The sequence below is a fragment of the Labrenzia sp. THAF82 genome, assembly GCF_009363435.1.
GTDB lineage: Bacteria > Pseudomonadota > Alphaproteobacteria > Rhizobiales > Stappiaceae > Roseibium > Roseibium porphyridii.
In genome coordinates, this window is the sequence record NZ_CP045354.1 from 857,762 (window position 1) to 882,541 (window position 24,780).

General features: G+C 55.1%; 24 protein-coding genes. 12 read left to right on the forward strand and 12 right to left on the reverse strand.

Annotation, left to right across the window (positions count from 1 at the left end; genetic code table 11):
* The first annotated feature begins 71 nt into the window (after positions 1-71).
* The 3 genes from trxA (at position 72) to FIV00_RS04270 (ending at position 2,020) form a co-directional block, all read left to right on the forward strand.
* Positions 72-1,010: a thioredoxin gene (gene trxA / locus FIV00_RS04260; RefSeq protein WP_209006963.1), complete on the forward strand. Its 939-nt coding sequence runs from the start codon at positions 72-74 to the stop codon at positions 1,008-1,010.
* Positions 1,011-1,092: 82 nt separating this feature from the next.
* Complete coding sequence (locus FIV00_RS04265; protein WP_152499588.1) at positions 1,093-1,770, forward strand: LON peptidase substrate-binding domain-containing protein; 678 nt, start codon at positions 1,093-1,095, stop codon at positions 1,768-1,770.
* Between the two features lie 58 nt (positions 1,771-1,828).
* Positions 1,829-2,020: a Trm112 family protein gene (locus FIV00_RS04270; RefSeq protein ID WP_152499589.1), complete on the forward strand. Its 192-nt coding sequence runs from the start codon at positions 1,829-1,831 to the stop codon at positions 2,018-2,020.
* Positions 2,021-2,090: 70 nt separating this feature from the next.
* Here FIV00_RS04270 and FIV00_RS04275 read toward each other — a convergent pair whose 3' ends face one another.
* Positions 2,091-2,387 (reverse strand): YggT family protein, encoded by a 297-nt coding sequence (locus FIV00_RS04275; protein ID WP_152499590.1) that lies wholly within the window; start codon positions 2,385-2,387, stop codon positions 2,091-2,093.
* Positions 2,388-2,607: 220 nt separating this feature from the next.
* Here FIV00_RS04275 and FIV00_RS04280 point away from each other — a divergent pair, with 220 nt between their 5' ends.
* The 3 genes from FIV00_RS04280 to FIV00_RS04290 all read left to right on the forward strand — a co-directional run bounded on the left by FIV00_RS04280 (position 2,608) and on the right by FIV00_RS04290 (position 7,405).
* Positions 2,608-3,411, forward strand: coding sequence for a MipA/OmpV family protein (locus FIV00_RS04280; protein ID WP_152499591.1), 804 nt, complete (start codon positions 2,608-2,610; stop codon positions 3,409-3,411).
* Between the two features lie 295 nt (positions 3,412-3,706).
* Complete coding sequence (locus FIV00_RS04285) at positions 3,707-5,455, forward strand: sigma-54-dependent Fis family transcriptional regulator (RefSeq protein WP_152499592.1); 1,749 nt, start codon at positions 3,707-3,709, stop codon at positions 5,453-5,455.
* Between the two features lie 150 nt (positions 5,456-5,605).
* On the forward strand, positions 5,606-7,405 hold the full coding sequence (locus tag FIV00_RS04290; RefSeq protein ID WP_152499593.1) for an NAD(P)/FAD-dependent oxidoreductase: 1,800 nt from the start codon (positions 5,606-5,608) through the stop codon (positions 7,403-7,405).
* Between the two features lie 120 nt (positions 7,406-7,525).
* On the opposite strand, the gene FIV00_RS04295 is transcribed toward FIV00_RS04290, so the two are convergent.
* The 5 genes from FIV00_RS04295 to FIV00_RS04315 all read right to left on the reverse strand — a co-directional run bounded on the left by FIV00_RS04295 (position 7,526) and on the right by FIV00_RS04315 (position 12,514).
* A complete protein-coding gene (locus FIV00_RS04295; protein WP_152499594.1) occupies positions 7,526-8,356 on the reverse strand; it encodes a pentapeptide repeat-containing protein in 831 nt (276 codons plus the stop codon).
* Between the two features lie 429 nt (positions 8,357-8,785).
* Positions 8,786-9,799: a patatin-like phospholipase family protein gene (locus FIV00_RS04300; protein WP_152499595.1), complete on the reverse strand. Its 1,014-nt coding sequence runs from the start codon at positions 9,797-9,799 to the stop codon at positions 8,786-8,788.
* 40 nt (positions 9,800-9,839) lie between these two features.
* Positions 9,840-10,622, reverse strand: coding sequence for a 3-hydroxybutyrate dehydrogenase (locus FIV00_RS04305; RefSeq protein WP_152499596.1), 783 nt, complete (start codon positions 10,620-10,622; stop codon positions 9,840-9,842).
* Positions 10,623-10,757: 135 nt separating this feature from the next.
* Positions 10,758-11,645 carry a 4-hydroxy-3-methylbut-2-en-1-yl diphosphate synthase gene (locus FIV00_RS04310; protein ID WP_152499597.1) on the reverse strand — a complete coding sequence of 296 codons (888 nt, stop codon included), beginning with the start codon at positions 11,643-11,645 and terminating at the stop codon, positions 10,758-10,760.
* A gap of 77 nt (positions 11,646-11,722) precedes the next feature.
* On the reverse strand, positions 11,723-12,514 hold the full coding sequence (locus FIV00_RS04315) for a hypothetical protein (RefSeq protein ID WP_152499598.1): 792 nt from the start codon (positions 12,512-12,514) through the stop codon (positions 11,723-11,725).
* Positions 12,515-12,729: 215 nt separating this feature from the next.
* Here FIV00_RS04315 and ispG point away from each other — a divergent pair, with 215 nt between their 5' ends.
* The 3 genes from ispG to FIV00_RS04330 are packed head-to-tail and all read left to right on the forward strand — an operon-like array spanning position 12,730 to position 15,675.
* Positions 12,730-13,989 carry a flavodoxin-dependent (E)-4-hydroxy-3-methylbut-2-enyl-diphosphate synthase gene (ispG, locus tag FIV00_RS04320; protein WP_152499599.1) on the forward strand — a complete coding sequence of 420 codons (1,260 nt, stop codon included), beginning with the start codon at positions 12,730-12,732 and terminating at the stop codon, positions 13,987-13,989.
* 59 nt (positions 13,990-14,048) lie between these two features.
* Positions 14,049-14,945 carry a pyridoxal kinase gene (gene pdxY, locus FIV00_RS04325; protein ID WP_152499600.1) on the forward strand — a complete coding sequence of 299 codons (897 nt, stop codon included), beginning with the start codon at positions 14,049-14,051 and terminating at the stop codon, positions 14,943-14,945.
* A complete protein-coding gene (locus FIV00_RS04330) occupies positions 14,938-15,675 on the forward strand; it encodes a DUF429 domain-containing protein (RefSeq protein ID WP_152499601.1) in 738 nt (245 codons plus the stop codon). The genes pdxY and FIV00_RS04330 overlap by 8 nt, the downstream gene beginning before the upstream one ends.
* A 38-nt stretch (positions 15,676-15,713) precedes the next feature.
* On the opposite strand, the gene FIV00_RS04335 is transcribed toward FIV00_RS04330, so the two are convergent.
* Positions 15,714-16,361 (reverse strand): hypothetical protein, encoded by a 648-nt coding sequence (locus FIV00_RS04335; RefSeq protein WP_152499602.1) that lies wholly within the window; start codon positions 16,359-16,361, stop codon positions 15,714-15,716.
* Positions 16,358-16,954 carry a TetR/AcrR family transcriptional regulator gene (locus tag FIV00_RS04340; protein ID WP_152499603.1) on the reverse strand — a complete coding sequence of 199 codons (597 nt, stop codon included), beginning with the start codon at positions 16,952-16,954 and terminating at the stop codon, positions 16,358-16,360. Before FIV00_RS04340 ends, FIV00_RS04335 begins: the two co-directional genes overlap by 4 nt.
* A 209-nt stretch (positions 16,955-17,163) precedes the next feature.
* On the opposite strand from FIV00_RS04340, the gene queF reads away from it, so the two are divergent.
* Positions 17,164-17,631 carry a preQ(1) synthase gene (queF, locus tag FIV00_RS04345; RefSeq protein WP_152499604.1) on the forward strand — a complete coding sequence of 156 codons (468 nt, stop codon included), beginning with the start codon at positions 17,164-17,166 and terminating at the stop codon, positions 17,629-17,631.
* 37 nt (positions 17,632-17,668) lie between these two features.
* Here the strand turns inward: queF and FIV00_RS04350 are convergent, their stop codons facing one another.
* From FIV00_RS04350 to FIV00_RS04360, 3 genes are all read right to left on the reverse strand, one after another.
* On the reverse strand, positions 17,669-18,262 hold the full coding sequence (locus FIV00_RS04350; RefSeq protein ID WP_152499605.1) for a hypothetical protein: 594 nt from the start codon (positions 18,260-18,262) through the stop codon (positions 17,669-17,671).
* A gap of 108 nt (positions 18,263-18,370) precedes the next feature.
* Complete coding sequence (locus FIV00_RS04355) at positions 18,371-19,339, reverse strand: hypothetical protein (RefSeq protein WP_152499606.1); 969 nt, start codon at positions 19,337-19,339, stop codon at positions 18,371-18,373.
* A 220-nt stretch (positions 19,340-19,559) separates the two neighbouring features.
* Positions 19,560-19,949 (reverse strand): VOC family protein, encoded by a 390-nt coding sequence (locus tag FIV00_RS04360; protein WP_152499607.1) that lies wholly within the window; start codon positions 19,947-19,949, stop codon positions 19,560-19,562.
* Between the two features lie 424 nt (positions 19,950-20,373).
* Between FIV00_RS04360 and FIV00_RS04365 the strand changes: the two genes are divergently transcribed.
* Both FIV00_RS04365 and FIV00_RS04370 read left to right on the forward strand, forming a co-directional pair.
* Positions 20,374-20,973, forward strand: coding sequence for a hypothetical protein (locus tag FIV00_RS04365; protein WP_152499608.1), 600 nt, complete (start codon positions 20,374-20,376; stop codon positions 20,971-20,973).
* Positions 20,960-21,640: a hypothetical protein gene (locus tag FIV00_RS04370; RefSeq protein ID WP_152499609.1), complete on the forward strand. Its 681-nt coding sequence runs from the start codon at positions 20,960-20,962 to the stop codon at positions 21,638-21,640. The genes FIV00_RS04365 and FIV00_RS04370 overlap by 14 nt, the downstream gene beginning before the upstream one ends.
* 105 nt (positions 21,641-21,745) lie before the next feature.
* Here the strand turns inward: FIV00_RS04370 and acnA are convergent, their stop codons facing one another.
* Positions 21,746-24,421 (reverse strand): aconitate hydratase AcnA, encoded by a 2,676-nt coding sequence (gene acnA / locus FIV00_RS04375; protein ID WP_152499610.1) that lies wholly within the window; start codon positions 24,419-24,421, stop codon positions 21,746-21,748.
* Between the last annotated feature and the right edge of the window lie 359 nt (positions 24,422-24,780).

Genomic DNA, 24,780 nt, shown 5'->3' on the forward strand with positions numbered 1-24,780 from the left:
TTAAGAGGCGGCACATGAGTAACGGCAACTACAGCATTGGCGGCCAGGTCGGCGGCGGGTTCGGCGCCAGCATGGGTGGCGACTACGGTAGCCAGGGTGGTGGTTTTGGAGGCGACGGCGGCGGAGATGGTCCGACCGGTGGCGATCTCATCTTTGATGTGACCACGCAGACCTTCATGGCAGACGTCATGGAAGCTTCACGGCAGCAGCCGGTTCTGGTGGATTTCTGGGCACCCTGGTGCGGCCCGTGCAAACAGTTGACGCCAATCATTGAGGCCGTAGTCAAGGCGGCCGGCGGAACCGTCAAGCTGGCCAAGATGAATATCGACGACCACCCGGAAATCGCCGGGCAAATGGGCATTCAGTCCATTCCGGCCGTCGTTGCCTTCAAGGACGGTCAGCCGGTTGATGGCTTCATGGGTGCTCAGCAGGAAAGTCAGGTGAAGGAATTCATCGAAAAGCTTGCTGGCCCGGCGCCTGTCAATCAGGCGGATGCCTTTCTGGAACAAGCCGAGCAGCTGCTTGTTGAAAAGGACTTCGGTCAGGCTGCACAGCTTTTCGGCGCTGTGATGCAGATGGAGCCGGACAACGTAAAGGCCATTTGCGGTCTGGCGCAGTGCTATCTTGACGCAGATGAATTGGAGCGTGCCACCCAGGCCCTGGACATGGTTCCCGAAGACAAACGCTCCGAGGAAGCCTATACGGCAGCAAAGGCAGCGCTTGATCTTGCTGAGCAGGCAGCCTCGCTCGGCGACCTTGCCGGGCTTCAGGAGCGGATTGCAAAAGATCCGCAGGACCTGCAGGCGCGGTTCGATCTGGCGCTCGGCCTCAACGGCAAGGGCGACAAGAACGGAGCAGTCGACCAGCTGATTGAAATCGTGCGCAATGATCGGGAATGGAACGAAGACGGTGCGCGCAAGCAGCTGCTGCAATTCTTTGAAGCCTGGGGCTTCAAGGACCCGGCAAGCGCCTATGGCCGCCGGAAACTTTCCGCCGTCCTGTTTGCTTGACGATTGCAGCAAGTGCCACACATTTAGGGAAGCATCATGCTGGCGATATCGCGAAAATAACCAAAACAATGAAGGCGCTGTAATGCAGGCAGGAAACGCCATTTACGAGACGATTGCGGATTTGCCACCGGCCTTGCCCGTATTTCCGCTTTCAGGTGCCTTGTTGCTTCCCAGGACGCAATTGCCGCTAAATATTTTCGAGCAACGATATATCGACATGGTTGACGCCGCACTTGCAGGCAACCGATTAATCGGCATGGTTCAACCTTTGCCAGAGCGTCTTGCCGGAGATCCGGATACTCCGGATCTTGCGAGCGTTGGCTGTGTAGGACGTTTGACGAGTTTTCAGGAAACAGGAGACGGGCGTTACCTGATCACCCTCCAGGGTATTACCCGTTTCGCACTTGGAAACGAACGCAAGAGCTACAGCCAGTTCCGTGAGGTTGAGTGTGACTTTGCCGCCTTTGCCAACGATTTGAGGTGCGGTGAGGGTGAAGACGGCGTTGACCGAAATGGTCTTTTGAAAACCCTGCGCAGTTATCTGGATGCAAACAATCTGGAGGCGGATTGGCAGAGCGTTTCTGAAGCTGAGACGGAAGTTCTAGTCAACGCCTTGTGCATGATGTGTCCTTATGGTCCTCAGGAGAAGCAGGCCTTGCTTGAAGCAAGGGATCTCAGAACCCGTGCGGAGACCCTGATTGCGATCACCGAGATGGATCTGGCAAAATCACAAAATGACGGCGGCTCAACGCTGCAGTGACCCTGCCGGCTGAAAAATCAATTCCACCAAGCCGGCTGTTTTAAGAGACTGACCAACTATGAACGAAACAAGTGAACGCACCGTCGACCGCAAGCTGCTCGAGTTGCTGGTCTGTCCGGTAACAAAGTCCACGCTGGAATATGATGCAGAAGCGCAGGAGCTGATTTCCCGCTCCGCCAAGCTGGCCTATCCAATCAGAAACGGCATTCCGATCATGCTGCCAGATGAGGCGCGCGTGTTGGAGGACTGAGGCGGAATGCCTGATATACAGCAAAAGCCCGGGTCGTTGCCCGGGCTTTTTTCGTTTTCGATGAACCGGGTCAGTACCCTCGGAACATTGGCATCAAATTCAAGATAATGATCTGACGCAGGAAGATAATCCCGAGCAGCAAGATAACCGGCGAAATGTCAATGCCGCCGAGATCCGGCAGAAACCGGCGAATTGGCCTCAAAGCGGGTTCGGTCAGGTTGTAGAGCGCCCTGCCGATCGAATTGATGATCTGGTTGTTTGAATTGATGATGTTGAAGGCATAGAGCCAGGAGAAAATCGCACTGGCGATAATGATGTAGAAGTAGAGATCCAGTGCAATGAGGATCACGTTGAAGAGTGCGGTCATGGTCTGGTCCGTTGCCGTTCAATATCAGTCTTTGTCATCATGTAGCTTTCCGGCGTGGCCGCTGCAAGGCGGGCTGTCATTTAACCGGGTTATGTTTAATGCCTGCAACCAGCGATGCTAAATTGCAACAGTTGCACAAAACCGGGATTCCTTAGGCTTTGTATAAGTCTTAGTCGTGCTATCTTCCCTGCCAATGGGAATCCCTATGGATGTTATCTGAATGTTGAAGCTGTTTTCGCGCGCTGCGCTTGCCCTTGCCCTGAGCGCCGTGACCGGTAGCGCACTGGCTCAAAGTGGTGACCTTTCCGCTCAAGATGCCAATCGTCAGTTCGTAGTTGATCTGGGCATCGGCGCCATCGCCAAGCCGCGCTATGAAGCCGCGGACTCTTACCTGATCTATCCGTTTCCGATCATTTCGGTTGGCCGGTTCTATCTGCCGGGACTTGGGCAGGTTGTTGACGGTCGGCGGAAAAGTGGAATTTTCTTCTTTCCCTCGTTCAACTTTATCGGCGAGCGCAAGGCGAGCGACAGCAACGATCTGCGCGGCACACGCACCATTGACTGGGCAGTTGAACTCGGTCTCGGCGGTGGGTTCCGGACAGAGCATTTCCGTGCTTTTGCCGAGCTGCGCCAAGGTATCAACGGCCACACCGGGCAGGTGGGTCAGCTTGGTCTCGATGGTATCGTCTATCCGGCTGAAAAGTGGGAAGTGTCCTTCGGTCCGCGAGCCGATTTTGCGACGGACGATTACATGGACACCTATTTCGGTGTGACAAGCTCCGAGGCCGCGGCAAGTGGCGGTCGCCTGACGCGGTATGACCCAAGTGGCGGGTTTAAGAGCGTCGGCCTGGCAGCTCGTGCAAGCTATGATTGGAACGACGATGTGCGTTTGCACATTCAGGGCGGGTATGACCGTCTGGTCGGCGATGCTGCTGACAGCCCGATTGCAAGGAACGGCAGCAAAGACCAGTTTAGCCTGGGTGTCGGTGTCAGCTACCGCTTTGCATTTGATCTCTTCGATTGAGTTGGCCTTACAAGCGACGATTTGAAAAGGAGGCCTTGTGCCTCCTTTTTTCGTGAAGCAGGAACTGCCTGCTCAGAACCTCTCCCGAAGGCAGATCACACCGGGTCGTCCCGCAGCAGCAGACGGCCCGTTGTAACTTTGTCCGGCTTTAGCTCTTAAAAGAAGCAAACCTTCGCTCCAGTCCTGATGGCTTGCGAGTGCCTTGATTGCGTGCGCGCAGTCGGACTTGTTGCCTGCGTATTGCACTCCTGCGACTTGTGACAGTATCGTAACGGCAATGCCGAGGGAGGAAGGCATGCGCGATCATGAACATGTGAGCGAGATCGACCGGGTTCTCAATGGTTTTGAAACAGGCCGGGACGGGCTTGTCTCGCAAAGCTGGCGCCGTTGCGTTGAAACCTACGGCATGGACCCGACGCGTCCTGAGCCGGCGCACATTGTTACTGCCGATCAGCTTCGCGAACACCAGGAACAGTCTGAACGTCTGATTGCGACAGCCCGGTCCGGCCTCCAAAGTCTTTTCAAGCAGGTTGCCGGTCAGAATTATGTCCTCTTGCTCGCGGATGCGAAGGGCATCTGCGTGGACTTCTTCGGCGATCCGCGGTTTGAAGACGAGTTGAGACAGGCTGGACTCTATCTAGGGTCGGACTGGTCGGAAGAGCTTGCGGGGACCTGTGGTGTTGGTTCTTGTCTTGTTACCGGCGAGGCAGTGACGATCCATCAAAGTGATCATTTCGGGTTTGCGCATACGCCATTGTCCTGCACGTCTGCGCCGATCTACGACACAAGCGGTAATCTTGCTGCTGTTCTTGATGTTTCGTTGCTGCGGTCCCCTTCTCCGAAGTCGAGCCAGAACCTTGCGATGAACCTCGTCAAGGCATCGGTAAGGCGCGTCGAAATGGCCAACCTCATGGCCATGACACGCCGGGACTGGGTTTTGCGGTTTTCAACATCGGCTGAATTCCTGGAAGTCGACCCGGAGGCAGCTGTCGCGCTCGATGAAAACGGCACGATTATCGGCATGACCCACGGGGCCAGAGAGTGTCTGGCGCCTGAAGGCCGAACCGAGTTGATCGGCACCAGGATCGACATGCATATGGATCTTGATGTCGATGCATTGCCGGATCTCATGCGCGGCCGGCCAACGGAGGAACGTGTTCTTCGTCTTCGGGATGGACGAGGCCTCTTTGGGCACGCCATTGCACCACAGTCAGCGCGCCTCCCGCGTCATTCCGAAACGGGCTCCGTTAGCGGACCTTTGCGTGGCTTCTGCGGTCCTGATCCAATGCTGCGGCAGCTTATGTCGAAGCTCGCACGCCTTGCACCGACGCAAGTCCCATTGCTGCTGTTGGGAGAAACGGGAACTGGTAAGGAGTATCTTGCACGGGCAGTTCATGTGCTCGGTCCTGCCGACAGGTCTTTTCATCTCGTGACCTGTTCAGGATTGAACAGGTCACAGATCGAAGGATTGCGCAGTGCTGGCGCAGGAACGCTCTTCCTCAAAGGCATTGAAGATCTGGATGCTGACGGTCAAGGTGCCGTGCTGGCATTGTTGGAATCGCGAGACGATCTGAGGGTGATCGCGTCCACGCGCCAGGACCCCGTCGGGCCTCAGGTCGCCCAGTTGATACGGCCGGAACTCTATTTCCGGCTGGCTGGGGCTGTTCTGCCGGTCACTCCGCTGCGTCATCGCCAGGATTTTGAATGGTTGGTCGACCGTCTCTTGAGACGATCTCCCCGAAACTTCCGTCTTTCTCCGGCGGCACTTGCCGAACTTCGCGGGCGGGAATGGCGCGGCAATGTTCGAGAACTTGCAACCGCACTTGATGTTGCGATAGCGCTTTCGGAAGGGTCCGTGATTGATCTGCCGGACTTGCCGCCGCCCCCTCTTGCCAGGCACATCGAGACAGACCCGACAGAGGATCTGGAGTCACTTCTCGATGCCTGCAACTGGAATATGTCCGTTACTGCGCGGCGTCTCGGCGTAAACCGTTCGACAGTTCTGCGACGGGTGCGCAAGGCTGGCCTGTTGCGCAAGACCTGACCCAACTGTTGCGCGTTGTTGCGCACGCAACGCCGCTACCACATTCGAGCGTCTAAATCACGCAAAGGACCACTGCTTGATGGCAAGTCGATGCTGCCCTCTGCAATGCTCTCCCATCTGAACAAAGAGCGGTACCGCGGGAGGAATGCAATGCTCGACACACCTTTGATCCACCAGACCGAGACGTTTCTTAAGACGTTTGGCGATGCCCTTGAAACAGGAAAGATCGATGAAGCGGTGGAGATGTTCCAGGACGATTGCTACTGGCGGGATCTGGTCGCTTTCACCTGGAACATCAAAACAGTCGAAGGCAAGGAGCAGGTCAAAGACCTGCTATCACATCAGCTGGCTTCAACAGCGCCCAGGAACTGGCAACTGGCCGATGGTGAAGTTCCAACGGAAGAAGGCGGTGTTGTCACAGCCTGGATCCAGTTTGAAACCGCGCTTGCCCGCGGCTATGGACTGCTCAGGCTCAAGGACGGAAAGATCTGGACCCTTCTGACAACGATGGTTGAACTCAAGGGGCACGAGGAGCCAAAAGGGTTTGATCGGCCGTTGGGTGCCAAGCACGGTGCAGCAAAGCATCGTACGACCTGGAAGGAGGAGCGGGAGAATGAGGCGGCGGAACTTGGCTACTCAAGGCAACCGTACTGCGTGATCATAGGCGGCGGGCAGGGCGGAATTGCACTCGGCGCCAGGCTTCGCCAACTCGGTGTGCCGACTATCATCGTGGAAAAGAACGACCGCCCGGGCGATAGCTGGCGCAACCGGTACAAGTCGCTCTGCCTTCATGATCCTGTCTGGTACGACCATCTTCCATACATCAAATTCCCCGAGAACTGGCCCGTTTTCAGCCCGAAGGACAAGATCGGGGACTGGTTGGAAATGTACACCAAGGTGATGGAACTGAATTATTGGACGCGTTCGGTCGCCAAGTCAGCCAAGTATGATGAAGCAGCAAAGGAATGGACTATCGTCGTGGACCGTGACGGCGAAGAAGTCGTCTTGCGCCCGAAGCAACTCGTCATGGCAACGGGAATGTCGGGCAAAGCAAATATTCCGGTGTTTCCCGGGATGGACAGCTTCAAGGGAGACCAGCAGCATTCGTCAAAGCATCCAGGCCCGGACGCTTATCGCGGCAAGAAAGCTGTTGTCGTTGGCTCCAACAATTCAGCCCATGATATTTGTGCGGCCCTTTGGGAGGGAGACGTCGATGTCACGATGGTCCAGCGCTCGTCGACCCACATTGTAAGGTCCGATACGCTCATGGAGGTCGGTCTTGGGGCGCTTTATTCCGAAGAGGCCGTAGGGGCAGGTGTGACGACAGAAAAAGCCGATCTCATATTTGCGTCGTTGCCCTACAGGATCCTGCACGAGTTCCAGATCCCTGCTTATGCAGAGATGAAGAAACGCGATGCCGATTTCTATGATGGTCTTGAAAAAGCTGGATTCTGGCTCGATTGGGGCGACGACGACAGCGGCCTCTTCATGAAATATCTGCGCCGTGGCTCCGGGTACTATATCGATATCGGTGCCAGCCAGCTCATCATTGACGGTGAAATCAAGTTGAAGCGCGGTCAGGTTACTGAAGTTGTGGAAGACGGGGTGGTTCTGAACGACGGGTCCAAACTGGAGGCGGATCTGATCGTTTATGCGACCGGCTATGGGTCCATGAACGGCTGGGTTGCCGATTTGATGGGACAGGATATGGCCGACAAGGTCGGCAAGGTCTGGGGACTTGGTTCAAGCACCACCAAAGATCCAGGCCCCTGGGAAGGCGAACAACGAAACATGTGGAAGCCGACCCAACAGGAAGCGTTGTGGTTCCATGGTGGCAATCTTCACCAGTCCCGCCACTACTCGCAGTTTCTGGCGCTGCAGCTGAAAGCGCGGATGGAAGGTTTACCTACTCCGGTCTATGGCCTCCAGAGTGTGCATCATCTGGCCTGATCAAAGAAAGCGGCCCGCACGATTGGGCGGGCCGCAAACAAAATCGACTTCAACAATTTAGCCAGTGAAACCGGTAAGCGCTCTTTCGCTGTTGGCACAGATTTCGAACGGAAACTGACCCTAGTAAGAGCACTTGATCAGTTTGATGCCGCTCGGAAGCTTGGTGTTCTCATCTCCGCAAGCGCCAAGAATGCGGCTGGGATCGAGATTGGTGGCTCCCGTCAGATCCGCACCGACAAGGCGTGTTCTACGGAGCAGCGCGCCATCGAAATCAACGCCCGTCAAATTCGCACCTGTCAGATCTGCACTGACAAGGCGGACGCCGCTAAAATCTGCATTCGCAAAATTGGTGTTGTGTGCCTTGATGCGGTCGAGCTTAGCCTGGCGAAGTCGGGCATTTTCAAAATTGGCGTTGCTCAGGTCGACGCGCTCCAGGTTGACCTCGTCCATTTTTGCGCCTTTGAAGGACGCATTTTCAGCAACTGATCTGATGAAAGAGGCATTTCTGATATCCGAACCATCGAACGCGGTGCCGGTCAGGATGGTCGTGTTGAGGTCGGCTTCGCGAAGGTCGGTGTCCTCAAACTTGGCATTGCTCAAGTTTGCTTTTTCCAGATCGACGGAGCGCATGGTTGCGTCTGTAAAGTCACTGCCGGAAAAATCTGCGCGCTCAGCCTCCGCTCTGCGGAAATCCGCTCTTTGGAAATTCGCATTTGGGAGGATCGCTTCTTTGAGATCGACCTCGCGAAGGTTGGCACGGCTGAAGTCTGCATTTTCGACATTTAAGAACCTGAGTTCGGCCAGACGCAGATCGCAGCTCGGGCATCCGCCCTTTTCCTTGATCTCCGCCATACGTTTCAGGTCATTTTCGGCGAACGCGCTGTTTGAAACCGCAAATAGCGCGAAGGCGCCGAGGCAGCCTGCCAGAATTTGGAATACCTTGTCGCCCATTGCTCATCCCTTTTTGAATGCTTCTTATAAAAATAGGTCTCCAAAACGGCAGTTTAAGGACCGCTGCACCCCACAAGACCGGAAAAATATGAAAAAGAAATGTGATGGACGTCAAGAAGCGCTGGATTTGTCCAACCTGTGAAGTGATTTGCTATGGGGAAATGAGCAACCGGGAGGAAGCGGAGGGAAGAAGCGGGCGGGGTCGCAGGTGCCCGCTTCTTCCGTCACAAAAGCGCTGACGACGCACAACCTGACAATCAGCGTGCCAATTCATTCGCAAAAGCCTTGCCAGTTTGAATTTGTCAAAAAAGCATCAAGATCTAGTCATGCGGCGCTCCTGCAGAACTAGATACTGATTTCATTTAGGATTGCTTCACCAGTCATGCATTGCAATTTGCAAGGCTGCCTGCAAATACGGTTAGCAAAGCGTTAAGAGAATTCCGACCGCAGGTCGATGGTCGACCGTTTGCCGATGTCGTCGTAATGCGTGTCCAGCCACTGTTTGGCAGTTTCGCGCCCGAGGTCCCGTAATTCGGTCAGGAAACTCCATTCGGCGTTGAGTTTGGACGATGCCTGAAGCGGTTTCAGTTCGCTGGCAAATATCCGATGCATATGAACCTTGGTGTATTCCTCATCGGACAGTTTGCCGTCCTCAATAAGCCGAGTGACGAAATCAATCGCGCGCAATTCCCGAAGCAACGTTGAATTGAAAGTGATCTCATTCAATCGGTTGACGATTTCCCGCGCGGTTTTGGGTACTTGTTTGCGCTCGAGCGGATTGATCTGGATAAGAACAACGTCCGGGGTGTCTGTGTTGTAGAACAGCGGATAAAGGGGCGGATTGCCCATGAAGCCCCCGTCCCAGTAAGGCTCTCCTTCAATCTCGACCGCCTGGAAAAGTTGGGGAAGACAGGCTGAGGCCATTACCGCATCAATCGTGACCTCCTTTTCGCTGAAGATCCGGATCTTGCCCGTAAAAACGTTGGTTGCAGCTATGAACAGTTTGAGTCCCGAACAACAGTGCACTTTCTCGAAGTCGACAATGTCGTCGACAACGTCCCGGAGCGGATTCATGTTCAGCGGATTGAACTCATAAGGAGAGGCGAAGCGTGACATGACGTCGAAATAAAGATAGCTCGGCGAATGATCGAGGCTCCATTCCCCCAGCAAAATGTCGAGTGGTGAACGCTGTATCGGGCTGAACTGGGCGCGCGCGCTGACCTCGCGCCAGAAGGCTTCGAGACTGACCCTGGCCCCTTCTTCTCCACCTGCCTCCATACCGCTGGCCATGACAACGGCATTCATGGCACCGGCGGATGTGCCTGTGATGGCATCCACTGCAAAGCGGCTGTCTTCCAGAAACCAGTCGAGCACACCCCAGGTGAAAGCGCCGTGAGCGCCGCCACCTTGAAGGGCGAGATTTATTTTCTTGGGCGAGGCCACGGCGGCCCTCCGTGATCAGCTGTCATCGACCTGACAAGCGTTATTGCGCAGTCCAGCCACCGTCGATCGGAAGGATCGACCCCGTAATCGACGCAGCATCATCTGAGCACAGGAAAGTGGCATAAGCGGCAACCTGCTCGATGGTCACAAATTGTTTGGTCGGTTGGGCCTTCAGAAGAACGTCTTTCTTGACCTCTTCTTCGGTCATATTACGGGCTTTCATAGTGTCGGGGATTTGCCGTTCCACCAATGGCGTCCAAACATAACCCGGGCAGATCGCATTGACCGTAATGCCTTGTTCGGCGACTTCCAGGGCAACGGTTTTTGTCAGCCCGGCAATTCCGTGCTTTGCGGCGACATAAGCGGATTTATATGGCGAGGCGACCAATGCGTGCGCAGAGGCAGTGTTGATAACCCGGCCCCAACCGCGCGTTTTCATGCCCGGCAGCGCCGCGCGAACGGCATGAAAGGCAGAAGACAGGTTGATGGCGATGATTGCGTCCCACTTGTCGACCGGGAACTCGTCGACGGGAGAGACATGCTGGATGCCCGCATTGTTCACTAGGATGTCGACGGATCCGAATTCTTTCTCCGCGTCGGAAATCATGGCCGCAATTTCGTCACCGCTCAGCATATTCGCACCGGAATAGGTGCAGCGCACACCAAAATCGGCTTCAACGGCCGCGCGGGTCTTCTCGATCTCGTCTGCATCACCGAGGCCGTTGATCACCACATTGGCACCCTTTGCCGCAAATGCTCTGGCGCACCCAAGGCCGATACCGGATGTGGAGCCAGTTACGACGGCGGTTTTGTTGGCAAGCATTCAAGATCTCCCGATGAGAAAAACAGTTGCCCAACATTCGACCAGTTCACGCCGCGCTGCAACATCGGAATGATGAAAAGTGATTGCGGCGTCCCGAAAGCTCGGTTCATTGCGGCGTGCGGCTTCGAATGCCGACTAACGCCGATCCATCCGGTTTGCTCCGGCCAGTGCTTTGCGCGCTTTGGCTCGCGCGGCAGATTTTATTTCATCCGCCATTGTGTAGTCCTCGGTTTTCAACCCGAGCTTTTCAGCAAAGCGCTCACGAATTAATCCATAAAACGTCGCGTGGAGGCTGGCGAAGATCCAGACAAAAATGAGCATGGTCCCCATCGGGAATATGGCAGATCTGATTTGCGGCCAAAGTTCGCTGGCTGGCAACAAACCGTCGCTGATGCTGAGCAACAAGCCCCACATTGCGATCAGAAATCCAGCCAGAAGGCTCATGACGAGGGCTGCAAATGCCATGGCCCAGCCAAGTCCTGATGTCGCCCGCCAGCTTTCTTTCAAGGTGAGGGGATCGTCGACGGCTGCGGCGGGTAACACCACAGACAAGCGCTGGACCACCATGAGCGCAATGAAGGGCGCCAGAAAAAGTAGCAACAGTCCGAAGCCGGCTGTCACGGCCGCCAGCAAGGAGGCAACAATGACAAGGGGTATCAGCGAGAGCATGCCGATCAGCCCCAGGATAATCTGGTTGAGAATGACGCGAATGGTGCGTTTGCCGAACACGATCGGAAAATCGTTGGCTTCAATCAGTATGCGGCGGACATAGGCAATCGCGATTGAAAACCCGACCAGCAGGTTGGCGATCGCTGCGAGCGCACGCAATGCTCCTTCGTCGGCTTCGGCCACCGGTTCGGTCATGTAGGAAACAGTCTTGAAGCCACTTTCTGGCATCAAGGTGCCACCAATTGCGAAATTGAGTGCAATTAGAAGAAGAATATAGGCCCAGCCGGTTTTGAGAAGCGTGCCGACATTGTGCTGCGCCAAGGAAAAAGACCGTTCCAGCACGGTAATGAACATATCCTGCTCCCGGATAGACCGCTGTCATCGCCCAAGGTAGGGATTCTGGCCGATAAACACCAGATGGGGTGTCCTTGTCAGGTCCTTTCGGGGTTGTCGCTGACTTCGGGCTGCTCTGTCGCAATTCGATACCCGGCCGTAATTACTGAGATGCCAAGCACCGTCACGATGATCTGCAGTAACACGTTCAAAATCAGAACCTTGATCTGAATGAGAACAACCGGGAGGCTGGCTCCGGCAAGCGCCAGAACATATTGAAGTCCCATGCTCACGAGCAGGAAGGGAAGGGACAAGACGATCAGCGACCAGAGCATGCGCCAACCCAGGCCGTTTCCAAGTCTGTGTGCATCCATGATGCCTATTGGCCGTTCGATCGCGACAGCCGGCAAGACGAGGTTTAGTCGCACCAGATGGGGCATGATCCAGAATAGCAGAAGGCCTGCGGCCAGAAGGGCCCCGACAACTGGCGGCAAAGCCATGCCGAGCAGCGACACCACGATCATGACCGGTATGAGCACAAGCATTGAGATGAAAAAAAGCTGGATCAGTTTCCAGACAAACTGCAGCTCCAGGGGACCAAGTTTTAGGTGAAACGTCGCCGGTTGTTCGCCCAGAAGACCGAACCTGTGCCAGGCGACGGCTATTGAAGCGGACGCTGCCAGGGCAACCACGGCGCTGATCAGGATCAAAAGTACTGCAGTGCCGGACAGATTGCCGACTTGAGCTTCACCGGAGATATCGCCGCCAATCATCAGAACGACCAATGACAAGACGAACTGAAGCGCAAACCAGGCACCGCACGTTTTGAAAACCGTTTCGAGATTGCCGAATACAATAGCGATTGAGTCGGTCAGAAGCCGTTTGAACATGCGGTTTCCCTGAAATGAGCTGGAACGAAAGGTCTAAAACTGTCTGCTGGCGTTGTAATTGTTCACATTGGCGAATGCAACGAACGCTGGCAAGCGCCTAGGCGACGCCGGTGCAAATTGCCCTTTTTCGCCGCAGCCATTAATCCTTCGCTGGAAAGTCGCGCCAAGATGCCTCATATGGTTGGCAAACGTGAAAGGTCCGATTGGTTTCTGTCATGATTGATGATTTCGCAAACCCGCTGCCCCGCCGCAATTCCGTCGGCGTGAGCGTTGGCAACGTCATGGTTGGTGGCGGCGCACCGATTGTGGTGCAATCGATGACCAACACTGATACCGCTGACGCGGATTCAACCGTTGCCCAGGTGGCAGCGCTGGCGCGTGCCGGGTCCGAAGTCGTGCGGATTACCGTAGACCGGGCAGAGGCAGCTGCCCAGGTCCCGCGGATCAAGGAGCGGCTCGAGCGAATTGGCGTAAACGTGCCGCTGGTCGGTGACTTCCACTATATTGGCCATAAGCTGCTCAATGACTATCCGGACTGCGCGGCAGCTCTGGACAAATACCGCATCAACCCAGGCAATGTCGGTTTTAAGGCAAAGCGGGACACGCAGTTTTCTCAAATCATCGACATCGCACTTAAATATGAAAAGCCGGTGCGGATCGGCGTCAACTGGGGATCGCTTGACCAGGAGCTTTTGACAAAGCTGATGGATGAAAACGCGGAAAGTGAAGCGCCCGTGTCGGCCTCAGCCGTTATGCGCGAAGCGATTATCCAATCCGGGCTTCTGTCAGCCGAGCGCGCCGAAGCTCTTGGAATGGGGCGGGACAAGATCATCCTTTCGGCAAAGGTCAGCCAGGTTCAGGATCTGATTGCCGTTTATGCCGATCTGGCACGCCGGTGCGACTACGCCCTGCATCTTGGTCTGACCGAGGCAGGCATGGGCACCAAGGGGATTGTCTCCTCGGCCGCGTCGATGGGCATCCTGTTGCAGCAGGGCATCGGCGACACCATTCGGGTCTCGCTGACGCCGGAACCGGGAGGTGACCGCACCAGGGAAGTGCAGGTCGCACAGGAGCTTCTGCAGGTCATGGGCTTTCGCGCATTCGTGCCGATTGTCGCTGCATGTCCGGGCTGCGGGCGGACGACGTCAACCGTGTTCCAGGAACTTGCAGGCGATATTCAAGATCATATTCGCGCTTCCATGCCATCCTGGCGGGAACAATATCCAGGCGTTGAAAATCTCAACGTTGCTGTCATGGGCTGTATCGTCAACGGCCCGGGCGAATCCAAACATGCAGACATTGGCATATCGCTGCCCGGAACCGGTGAGACACCATCAGCGCCGGTATTTGTCGACGGCGAGAAAGTCACGACGCTGCGTGGTGAGCGCATCGCTGACGAGTTCAAGCAAATGGTACTGGAATATATTGAAAAACGGTATGGATCCGATCCTAAATCCAACTCGGATGCCGCTTAAGGAATCCGGACCTTCTGACATCAGTCGATAGTAGCGCTCTTCCAGGGAACACGCAGATTATGACGCATGGTGACCCCGAGCCACAGAAAAAGTCGATCCTCATCATCACGTCGCAGGTGGTCCGCGGGGGGATAAGCGGCAGAGGTTTGAGTTTTGCGCTGGAACGGATCGGACACGATGTCTGGTTTCTGCCCACTATACTGCTTCCCTGGCATCCCGGGCATGGCAAAGGAACCCGGATCGTTCCACCAAGCGCCGAGTTCGGATCCATTGCCGCGGATCTTGCAGGCGCAGACAAGCTCGGTGAAGTCGGGGCGGTGATTTCGGGGTATCTTGGTGAGGCTTCGCAAGCAGAGGCTGTTGCCGATCTGGTGAAAGCGGTCAAACAAAAGTCGCCGGAAGCACCTTATTTGTGTGATCCTGTGATGGGTGACCACACGTCCGCCTCAGGAGGTGGTCTTTATGTGCCCGAGGCGACGGCACATGCGATACGCGACAAGCTTGTTCCACTTGCCGATATCGTAACACCCAACACCTTTGAGCTTGGTTGGTTGACAGATCGCGCTGTCGAAAGCGAGCTCGACGCATTGGCTGCTGCACGTGTCCTTGGCAACGAGCGGGTTCTCGTTACGTCATCACCGGCAATGCGCCGAAATGCGGTTGCCAATCTGCTGGCGGGGCCCCGTGGTGCGGTTGCTGCCGAACATGCGGTTATTGCGAACCCGCCGCACGGGACAGGCGATCTGATTGCAGGACTGTTCTTGAGCAACTTGCTTGAAGGCCTTGATGACGAAGAAGCTCTGAAACGGGCATCCGCCTCGGTGTTTGAGCTCGTCGCGCGAAGTGTCAAGAAAGGTGCTGATGAGTTGCTGTTTGCCGAAGAGCAGCAATCGGTTGTCCGCGCCATGGCGCTTGTGACTTCAAGGCGGATACTGGAAGCAAAGTCCCGTGTCTGAAGACCGGCAGGATTTTGTTGCTGGTGTCGACGGCTGTAAGGCCGGCTGGATTGCAGTACTGCGCAACCTGGCAGACCCGGAAGATATTGCTCTGAAGGTGTTTGTGACGTTCGCGGACATTCTTCAGCATAAGCCATCCCTTTCGATCATCGCCGTCGATATGCCGATCGGTTTGCCGGACGCGATCGGACCTGGAGGGCGCGGGCCGGAAAAAGCCGCGCGCCGGCACCTTGGTGACCGCCAGTCGTCGGTCTTTCAGGTTCCGGCCCGTCCCGCGGTTTACGAAGAGGACTATCGTTTGGCCTGCGAGGCTGCGATGAGGACATCGGAACCTCCCAAGAAGGTTTCCAAGCAGTGTTTTTACCTCTTTCCGAAAATGCGGGATATCGATGCAGTCATGACACCGGAACTGGAGGAACGGGTGTTTGAGGTGCACCCCGAACTGGCCTTTTGGCGGTTGAATGGCGAACAGGCGATGAGCCTTCCGAAAAAGGTCAAAAGCCGGGCCAACGCGGAGGGACTGGATCAACGCCGGGGTCTGCTCACGGCACACGGGTTGCCGCAAGACTTTCTGGACCAGAAACCACCACGCGGTTGTGGCAGGGATGACCTTCTGGATGCGGCTGCCAATTCCCTGATTGCCGAGCGGATTTCGAAAGGGAAAGCCGAACCCTTTCCGAAGGACTATCGCCGGGATGACCGGGGCTTGCGGATGGCGATCTGGGCGTGATGCAAATTGGACGTGTCTCGAGGCTGTTGGCTGAGAGTTTAAAGCTGTTCGAGCAGCGCCAGAATATCTATCTTGAGATCGGTCCCCCTCACGATGCCGCCATGGCAGGGAACGATCATGTTTGGGGTTTCAGCCTTCAACTGCTTTTGAACCCAAGCTGAAAAAACTTTCTTGTCGGCAAGGCCGTATTTCGGGAACGACTTTAGAAAACCAAGTGTTGTTTCAGGAGCTTTCTTTTCCGAGACGCCGCAAAACGCATCGGTGACGATCCATGTTACGCCATCATCACCCTGAAGACGGAACCAGACTTCGCCTGTCTTCAGACCATCGGGTTCAAGAATGGTCACATGATCGGGGAGAGCGTCAGCCAGTTCGGTCAAAGAACCGAATGTCGTTCCGGTGATTTTTTCAAGTCTCGGCCTGGCCTTGTCGGAGCAGACCGGTTCTGCTTGCGGGAACGCTGCAAGGTGCTCAAGAACGGCCTTGTTGTGATAGTTATTGGGGGCGAGCAGGAAGCGGATCGGAGCTGCTTCTCCGACGACTTTGCTTGTCTTTTCAACAGGACTGTAAAGACATGTGCCGCCGTCCTTGAGCCCGACGACATTGCATCTGAGGTTGCCGCGCTGGATGGTCCAGCTGCTTTCATGGCCCTCAATTTGGACAAGAGCTGGTGCATGCCGGGTCATGACGTCTCCAGTGATGTCAGCTGTTTGCACAATAGATCGACGAGGTGCCGGCCACCGGTGTTTTTCCCCTCCAGTCGGTTCTGGGCGTGAACACCCATCACCGCCGATACAAGTCCTTTGGCATAAGTCTTGGCGTCTATCGATGATGAAATTTTTTCGGCATCAATCGCGTTTTGCAGGCATGCCTCGAAACATTTTTCCAGAGCGTTCCAATAGTGTCTGGCGGCTTTGTCCAAATCCGCGCTGCCAACCCGTGCATTCTCGATGCCGGTGTTGACAACGAGGCATCCATGGGGGCTCGACGTCATTGAGCCATCGGTGATCAAGGACCGCAGGAAGGCAATAATTTCGGGGACGCCGCCACCGTCTCTCATGGGCTCCATTGCGATTGAAATTGCCTGTTCGGAATAAAAATTGAGCGCGGCAAGATAAAGGCCTTCCTTGCCGCCAAACTCACTTCGGAGCGCAAACTGGTTGAGCCCGGTCAGGCGCTCCAGTTCGCGAACGCCCAGGGCCTGGTAGCCGTGTTGCCAAAATGCGTGTGTGGCACGCTTCACAATTTCTTCGGGATCATAACCTTTGGGTCGGGCCATAATTCAGTTTCTCTTCGACTGTATAGAAATTAATTTCTATACGATTGTAGAGAAATGTCAACAGCATGATTGCGCGCGCAAAAATGGGATGTTTCGCTGCATGTTCGTCGATGAATTTCTCTTTCAAAGAGAACCTGTTAAAAGGCCGTCCTGCCGAGGTCTAACCACCGCTGGCTATTTCAGAGCATCTCAGGGTTTTGGAAAATTGCATGAGCGACAAGAGCATTTATGAAAATCTCACTCAGCTTGGAACATCCACTGAGTTACCGGATGATTCGGAGAAAGCTGTGCTGGAAAAAGTGCCGAACCCGCAGGCAGGGACTGGCTACATGGTGCGGTTCGTTGCGCCGGAATTTACATCGCTTTGCCCCATTACCGGCGCGCCTGATTTCGCGCATCTGGTGATCGACTACGTCCCGAGGGATTTTCTGGTGGAGAGCAAGTCCCTGAAATTGTTTCTGGGCTCATTTCGCAATCACGGGGCTTTTCACGAGGATTGCACGGTCTCCATCGCAAAGCGCCTCGTTGACTTGCTCCAGCCTGACTGGCTGAGGATCGGCGGGTACTGGTATCCGCGGGGCGGAATCCCCATTGATGTTTTCTATCAGACGGGTCCCGCACCGGAAGGTGTCTGGATACCGGACCAGGGCGTGCCGTCCTATCGCGGCAGAGGGTGAACCTTCCGGATCATCAGTCTGACAGTGGTCAACCCGCTCAAGGTGTCGGAAGGGTCAGGCCCGGCGCCTTTTCGATTGTCTGCGTGACCACCATCTCGAAATTCGGCGCCTTGGTGTCATAGACCGCCTTGACGATGAAGCTGTCTGCCCGCCGCACCCAGTAGGTATAGCGGTTTTCAGTGACCATACCCTGGCTGACGGTGATGTCGGCGGCGACAACATCCAGAGTTTCGCCGTTCATTTCCTCCTCTGAACAGGCTGCGTTCCGGATTGTTTCAGCATTTGCCAACTTGTCCGCCCTGGCCTGATCGGCATTGCCGCCAGTGTCCATTTCCCGGATCTTTTGCCAGCTTTTTCCGTCATCTGCGGACTGGTAGAGAACGTTCTCATATCCAAGCACCCAGGGTCCTGCCGGCTCGGTTGGAACCGTCAGATAGTGATCCTCGTTCAGATACAAAAATTCATTCGTCGAAGGCGGAGCACCCTTGAAAGCGTTGATTGCGATCGTCTTTGTGGGAACGCCCTGGTCCAGCTGAAGATAAAGCTCGGTGAAGCGATCCTGACACGGATCAGCATGGGCAATTTGTCCTGACAGTCCCAGAACAAGTGCAGCGCTCGCAATCGACTTCATGAAAATCTCCACCAAAACCTGAAACAGTAGATGATTGTCAGGCATGGAACACGGTTTCAGGTCGCCTGACAATCTTGTTCGTCACCAACTTGCGTGGTGACGTCGGTCTTATTCAGCCGGTGCGGTAGCACCGGTGCTGGTCGTGAAGGCCTTTTCCTTGATCTCCTGGAACTTGTCCGACATTTCAGACAGCCGCGCATCCCATTCGGGGTTCGGTACCTGGCCGTCAGTCACCTTGAAATAGACCTGCATCATCAGCGTGACCGCAAGCGGTTCAAGCACGGCTGCCTTCACCGCCCAGGCAAAGACAATGGCAAACACCAGCGCGCCAAAACTCCACGAGCCTGGCATCAGGTAAACAATCGCCGCAGCCGGCGCGAGCATCACCAGAAACACCACAAAGGCGAGGAGGTAAGTGAAGAGCGCGATGAAGGCGGCATTCTTCAACATGGGCTTGTAATTCTGGCCATAAAGCACCAGTGCTTCACGCGCCGAGCCCCAGGCATTGTCCGAGCGGGTCCGGATCGCATGCGCCAGAATAACTTCATCGACGAAGCCGACCGCGACTTTCAAGAAGGCCCGGAAAAGGGACACCAGTCCGTTCAGGCCCGGGATCGGCAGAACCGATGCAATGCCTTCGGCAAATCTGCTGATAGACCGGACAACGCCCTTGATCAATTGATCCAGCCCGAACAGGGCGCTGGATTGGACAAAGCGGTCTTTTACGACGCTCCCGCCATAAGCAACCTGTCCCTGACCGTCCGGCAGCTCCTTGCCGTCCATCAGTTCCACCAGAACTGCGATGTGACCGGCCTTTACGGTGTAAAGCAGGTATTCACGCAACAGGTAAATCGCTGTGGCGGTGAGGCCGAAGCCCAGCAAGCCGCCCCAGAAGGCAAAGCCGGCCTGACTGTCAGGCCCGCCGATCCAGCCAAGCCCATAGCCGACCCCGGCACCAAGGCCGGTCACGAGCACATATGCGGCGGCCATGGCGCCATAAACGATCACTCTAAAAATCAGATAAGGCAAAGTTTGCACCATCAGGCCGATGGCGCGTCCGAAATCAAAATCCCACATTTATCGTCTCCGGTATCCGAATGTTCGGAAGGCGTTCAATGAGGATTACCTTAGGTCAGTGCTCAGAAGTGTGTTGTGATGACAATCACGGGACAGCCGTTGCAGTCGAGATTGAAATCATTACGCGTCCGACCCGTAAAAAACCCTGCACGGAAAGCGTTTATCCTTCCCGATCAGGTCGGTGAGGAAGTCGGAAACGTTGGTCAGGCTTGAGGTTTGCTCAATCGGTCATCCGGCTGAGGTGTTCACCAAATATCAGCGCGTTGCCATCCGGGTCCTTCGTTTCGAATTCACGCATTTCCCAGGGCTGGTCGCCGATGTCCTCAGTGACGTTGGCTCCGGCCTTTTTCGCCAATTCGTAATAGCCGTCGATGCCATCGACGAAGCAATAAGCCGTCCTCGGGTGAGGCGTGTCGCCTCCCGTCAGATGGAGCTCAATCTTGTCACGGCCGAGGATGGCATAACGCGTAGGCTCTGCTTCATTGTCGGCCCACTCGAAGCGCACTTCGAACAACAGCTTGTCCCGGTAATAGGCGACTGCGGTGGCGACATCGCTTACCGGAAAAACCGGCGCGATGAGGGAAAGTTGGGATGAGTTTGGATCTGACATTGAAATCTCCCAGAGAACGCCGCAGGAACTTAACAGTAGACTGTGAGCCGAAGTTTATCCCTGCTACGAAGCGTCCGATTATCAGGCTGCCAACGGAGATAGAGGTTCCGGAGCAGTCGTGATCAGGTGTCCCAAAGCAGGTTGGCTTTTTGGAAAATCTCACCTTAAGATAGAATAGCAGGTTAGGGGTTTTGGGGAAAATTCTATGTTCGGCTCTAGCTTAATCAGGCCGCTCGTCGCTTTTATTACTGCGTTTTCCTGGTCTACTGCAGCGATAAGTACTGAGTATATTTCATGTCCTGCCGATTTCGTGAGCTTTCACGAGAACTCCGGTTTCGGTGAAGGTGTATACTATAAGTATAAATCGAGACATTCGGACGACGAATGGCGCCCTGCGAGCATTCGCAGGGGGAACAGTCTTCTGGTGTCCGAATTTGAAAACGAAGTTCCGGTCGAGGCGATCTATTACACGACTGGGCCTAAGCGTGAGAATTACTACCTCGTCAAAAGCGGAAAGCTGTCGGAGACCATTGAATACAGGAAGAGCGCTCTTGTAGGGTATGGTGATAATCTCAAAAGGGCTCTTAGAGCTGATTTCGACAAAAGATTTTCCCGCCCGCCGTTCAATGCAAATCTTGTCGCGGACGTCGACTTGGACGTTTACCAGGAGGTCCACCTCAGTGCTTTGCCATCCGGATCGTCACTGGTCTCAAGGGCTCGATACTTGTTCGACAAAAAGAAGGGTTGGCACCTCACCTTCGATGATGGCACCGATACGTTTAGTGATGTTACCAAACGAAGTAACTTTGCGTTCCCTGGCAACATGAACTTGTCGGGCGACACCTTGAGCCACATACTGGAAGTGGTGATGCAAAGATATGGTGGGCCCGGTAAGGTATGTGTGAGAATATATAGGACTTTAAGAGCGGATCATGTCGGCCTTTATTTGGCTTTCAATGATATATTTTTAAATTCGACGCCAACGTCGGTGAATTTTACTCTCAAATTTTTTGAAGAAAACTGAAGATATGGCAGAGATGTCAGAAGAGTACGACAAGACGCTGGTGCAGATCTGGCGTACAAACTACATCACAGTGTTCGAGACCAAAGACATCGGCTGGCAGGAGCTTGTTGCGGTCGCCTCGCTGCTTGCATTGCTGAGCGTCTATTGTGCTCCTTTTCTGGGAATTCAAGAAAAGCTTACGACCGTTGCATTTCAAACCAGCTTCATATTGCTTCTCATCATTGTGCTTTCACTGGTAACGGCGATGGCGAGAATTCTATTCCAAATAGATAGCATCCAGCCCCGAAGGGTCTTTATGCTTCTAGCCGGGCACTACACGGTGACGCTGGTATCCGTTCTCACAGCCGTATTCATATGGGGCGATGCATTTCCCTTTTACAACGACATCGAGAGTCTCTCGCGGGTATATCCAGCCCTTGCTACTGTCTTTTTCGTGCTGATGACATTCTCAGACTTCATGTCGCTCAAGAAGAGCGATGACGACGGACGGGTATCCGGTTTTGTAAAAAATCCGCGATTTCGGGATATGGCCGCCGCAATTTCCGTGTTTGTGATTGTAAATTACTGCAACTACAAGATCTTCAGCGATTTTGTGGATTCAGGCTCAACGCAGAGTATCTTTTATCAAGTGATACAGTCGGCCTCAGGCACTCTTTCCGGAAGCTGAAATTGCCTTCAATGGACGTGGAAAGAGCGCCGGGTTTACCAAGCTTAGAGCTATCAAGGCCGCTGAAAAAGCGGCCTTGAAATCGTTGTTCGTGTGTAACCCGCCTTAGCCAGTCACGAGGTTCCGGAGCACGTAGTGCAGGATGCCGCCGGCCTTGATGTATTCCAGCTCATCCTCGGTATCGACACGGCACAGGCACTCGATGGTTTTGGTGGTGCCGTCCTCATAAGTGACGACCATATTCATCATCTGGCGCGGCTGGATATCGGCGATGCCTTTGATGGTGACGCGTTCCTTGCCGGTGATGTTGTGCGATTGCCAGCTTTCACCGTCCTTGAAGGTGAGCGGAATGACACCCATGCCGACCAGGTTGGACCGGTGAATGCGCTCGAAGGATTGGGCGATCACAGCCCGCACACCAAGCAGATTGGTGCCTTTGGCCGCCCAGTCGCGGGACGAGCCTGTGCCATATTCCTTGCCCGCAAAAACAACCAGCGGCGTACCGGCTTCTTTGTATTCCATGCAGGCGTCGTAGATCCATTCCTTCTCGCCATCCTTCATGGTGACGCCGCCCTCGACGCCAGGAACCATCTGGTTCTTGATACGGATATTGGCGAATGTGCCGCGCATCATGACTTCGTGGTTGCCACGGCGGGAGCCGTAGGAGTTGAAGTCCTTTTGTGCGACCTGATGCTCTGAAAGATACTTTCCTGCCGGGCTGTCGAGTTTGATCGCACCAGCCGGTGAAATGTGGTCAGTGGTGATGCTGTCTAGGAAAAGACCCATGACCGCTGCGTCGTTGATGTCCTGAAGCGGTTTCGGCTCCATGGTCATGCCTTCGAAGTAAGGCGGGTTCTGCACATAGGTAGACGACACCGGCCACGTGTAGGTCAGGCCGCCTTCCACCTTGATCGCCTGCCAGTGCGCATCGCCCTTGAAGACGTCGGAATAGCGCGTGCGGAACATGTCTTCGTTGATCGAGGAGCGGATCAGATCGCTGATCTGTTCCGTGGTCGGCCAGATGTCCTTCAGAAAGACGGGGTTGCCGTCTCTGTCATTGCCAAGTGGGTCTTCGGTGATGTTGATATTGAGGTTGCCGGCAATCGCATAGGCAACAACCAGTGGCGGCGAGGCCAGATAGTTTGCGCGGACATCCGGGTTGACGCGGCCTTCGAAGTTGCGGTTGCCCGACAATACGGAACAGGCAATCAGATCGTTGTCGTTGATTGCCTTTGAAATTGCCGGATCCAGAGGACCGGAATTGCCGATACAGGTGGTGCAGCCATAACCGGCGAGATCAAAGCCAAGAGCATCGAGGTCACCCTGCAGGCCTGCCTTCTCCAGGTAGTCGGTCACCACCTGCGAGCCGGGCGCCAATGAGGTTTTCACCCAGGGTTTGACATCCAGGCCTTTTGCCAGGGCGTTGCGCGCCACCAGTCCGGCACCGATCAGAACGGAGGGATTGGACGTATTGGTGCAGGACGTGATCGCCGCGATGACGACGTCGCCATTGCCAAGGTCGTGGTCCTTGCCGTCAACGCTGACGCGCTTGCCGAGTTCGCCCGCCTTTTTGAACTCTTCCGCCATGGTTGTGGCAAAGCCGGATGCGGCGTCGGAGAGATTGATGCGGTCCTGTGGGCGCTTCGGACCGGAAATGGCCGGCACGACGGTGGAAATGTCGAGTTCCAGAGTGTCGGTGAACTCAGGTTCTTCGCCGCCGGTGCGGAACATGCCCTGGGCCTTGGAATACTCCTCGACCAGCGCAACGCGATCTTTGTCGCGCCCGGTTGCTTCCAGGTACTTCAAGGTTTCTTTGTCGACCGGGAAAAAGCCGCATGTTGCGCCATATTCAGGCGCCATGTTGGCGATCGTGGCTGCATCCTCGAGGCTGAGATTGTCGAGGCCCGGGCCATAAAATTCAACGAATTTGCCGACCACACCCTTCTGGCGCAGCATTTCAACCACGCGCAGCACAAGGTCGGTGGCGGTGATGCCTTCGTTCAGCTTGCCTGTCAGCTTGAAACCGATGACTTCAGGGATCAGCATGGAAATCGGCTGACCGAGCATGGCGGCTTCCGCTTCGATGCCGCCGACACCCCAACCGAGAACGGCAAGGCCGTTGACCATAGTTGTGTGGCTGTCGGTGCCGACAAGCGTGTCCGGATAGGCGATCGTCTCGCCGCCGTCTTCCCTGGTCCAGACTGTCTGGGCCAGATACTCAAGGTTTACCTGGTGGCAGATACCGGTTCCCGGAGGGACTGCGCGGAAATTGTCGAAGGCAGACTGACCCCAGCGCAGAAATTCATACCGTTCCTGGTTGCGCTCATATTCCAGATCGACGTTTTTCTTGAATGCGTCCTTGGTGCCGAAAAAGTCGATCATGACAGAATGGTCGATGACGAGATCGACTGGAACCTGAGGGTTCACCTTCTTCGGGTCGCCACCAAGCTTCACGGCTGCATCGCGCATGGCGGCAAGGTCCACAACGGCCGGCACACCGGTGAAGTCCTGCATCAGGACACGGGCCGGGCGATAGGAGATCTCATGAGTGGACTTTTTCGTCTTGAGCCATTCCGCGCAAGCAATGATGTCATCTTTGGTCACGGAGCGCCCGTCTTCGAAGCGAAGAAGGTTCTCAAGGACAACTTTTAGCGAAAACGGCAGTCTGGAGACGCCTTCAAGACCGTTTTTTTCCGCCTCGGGAATTGAGAAATAGGTATAGGTCTTGCCGTCTGCGGTCAGCGTTTTCTTACACTTGAAGCTGTCGAGGGACTGGGTCACGACGTGCAATCTCCTTCATTGCGCAAAGGTCCGGCTGCGTTTTTTCCGGTGCCTTGCATACTCTCTCAAAGCGCAGGTCAGGAGCAGGACAGGTCCTTCAACAAGCGCATTTTCGCGGGATGCGGTAGAGAGCCTCTCCCTCTTTCGCCGCCGCAATTCTGTAATGCGCTCCTATAGCAATCTTTGGCGTTTTTCACCAGACAGGGCTCGGCTGCGCGACGCTTATTTAAGGTTGCCGATCGATCGCTTGAAGAGGTGGTAACGCGCTTTTTGATCATGTTGACGCTTGAAATGCCGCAACGTGAAAAATCCCGTATTTATCGAATGGAAAGATATTGCATACCATTGTATACTGAATT

Excerpts from the sequence above, each read along its gene's own strand:
- FIV00_RS04355 (WP_152499606.1), bottom strand. The coding sequence starts at position 19,339 with ATGTGGGATTTTGATTTCGGACGCGCCATCGGCCTGATGGTGCAAACT.
- FIV00_RS04280 (WP_152499591.1), top strand. The coding sequence starts at position 2,608 with ATGTTGAAGCTGTTTTCGCGCGCTGCGCTTGCCCTTGCCCTGAGCGCC.
- FIV00_RS04285 (WP_152499592.1), top strand. The coding sequence starts at position 3,707 with ATGCGCGATCATGAACATGTGAGCGAGATCGACCGGGTTCTCAATGGT.
- FIV00_RS04270 (WP_152499589.1), top strand. The coding sequence starts at position 1,829 with ATGAACGAAACAAGTGAACGCACCGTCGACCGCAAGCTGCTCGAGTTG.
- FIV00_RS04290 (WP_152499593.1), top strand. The coding sequence starts at position 5,606 with ATGCTCGACACACCTTTGATCCACCAGACCGAGACGTTTCTTAAGACG.
- FIV00_RS04265 (WP_152499588.1), top strand. The coding sequence starts at position 1,093 with ATGCAGGCAGGAAACGCCATTTACGAGACGATTGCGGATTTGCCACCG.
- queF (WP_152499604.1), top strand. The coding sequence starts at position 17,164 with ATGAGCGACAAGAGCATTTATGAAAATCTCACTCAGCTTGGAACATCC.
- FIV00_RS04275 (WP_152499590.1), bottom strand. The coding sequence starts at position 2,387 with ATGACCGCACTCTTCAACGTGATCCTCATTGCACTGGATCTCTACTTC.
- FIV00_RS04305 (WP_152499596.1), bottom strand. The coding sequence starts at position 10,622 with ATGCTTGCCAACAAAACCGCCGTCGTAACTGGCTCCACATCCGGTATC.
- FIV00_RS04310 (WP_152499597.1), bottom strand. The coding sequence starts at position 11,645 with ATGTTCATTACCGTGCTGGAACGGTCTTTTTCCTTGGCGCAGCACAAT.
- pdxY (WP_152499600.1), top strand. The coding sequence starts at position 14,049 with ATGACGCATGGTGACCCCGAGCCACAGAAAAAGTCGATCCTCATCATC.
- FIV00_RS04315 (WP_152499598.1), bottom strand. The coding sequence starts at position 12,514 with ATGTTCAAACGGCTTCTGACCGACTCAATCGCTATTGTATTCGGCAAT.
- ispG (WP_152499599.1), top strand. The coding sequence starts at position 12,730 with ATGATTGATGATTTCGCAAACCCGCTGCCCCGCCGCAATTCCGTCGGC.
- FIV00_RS04340 (WP_152499603.1), bottom strand. The coding sequence starts at position 16,954 with ATGGCCCGACCCAAAGGTTATGATCCCGAAGAAATTGTGAAGCGTGCC.
- FIV00_RS04295 (WP_152499594.1), bottom strand. The coding sequence starts at position 8,356 with ATGGGCGACAAGGTATTCCAAATTCTGGCAGGCTGCCTCGGCGCCTTC.
- trxA (WP_209006963.1), top strand. The coding sequence starts at position 72 with ATGGGTGGCGACTACGGTAGCCAGGGTGGTGGTTTTGGAGGCGACGGC.
- FIV00_RS04350 (WP_152499605.1), bottom strand. The coding sequence starts at position 18,262 with ATGAAGTCGATTGCGAGCGCTGCACTTGTTCTGGGACTGTCAGGACAA.
- FIV00_RS04360 (WP_152499607.1), bottom strand. The coding sequence starts at position 19,949 with ATGTCAGATCCAAACTCATCCCAACTTTCCCTCATCGCGCCGGTTTTT.
- FIV00_RS04335 (WP_152499602.1), bottom strand. The coding sequence starts at position 16,361 with ATGACCCGGCATGCACCAGCTCTTGTCCAAATTGAGGGCCATGAAAGC.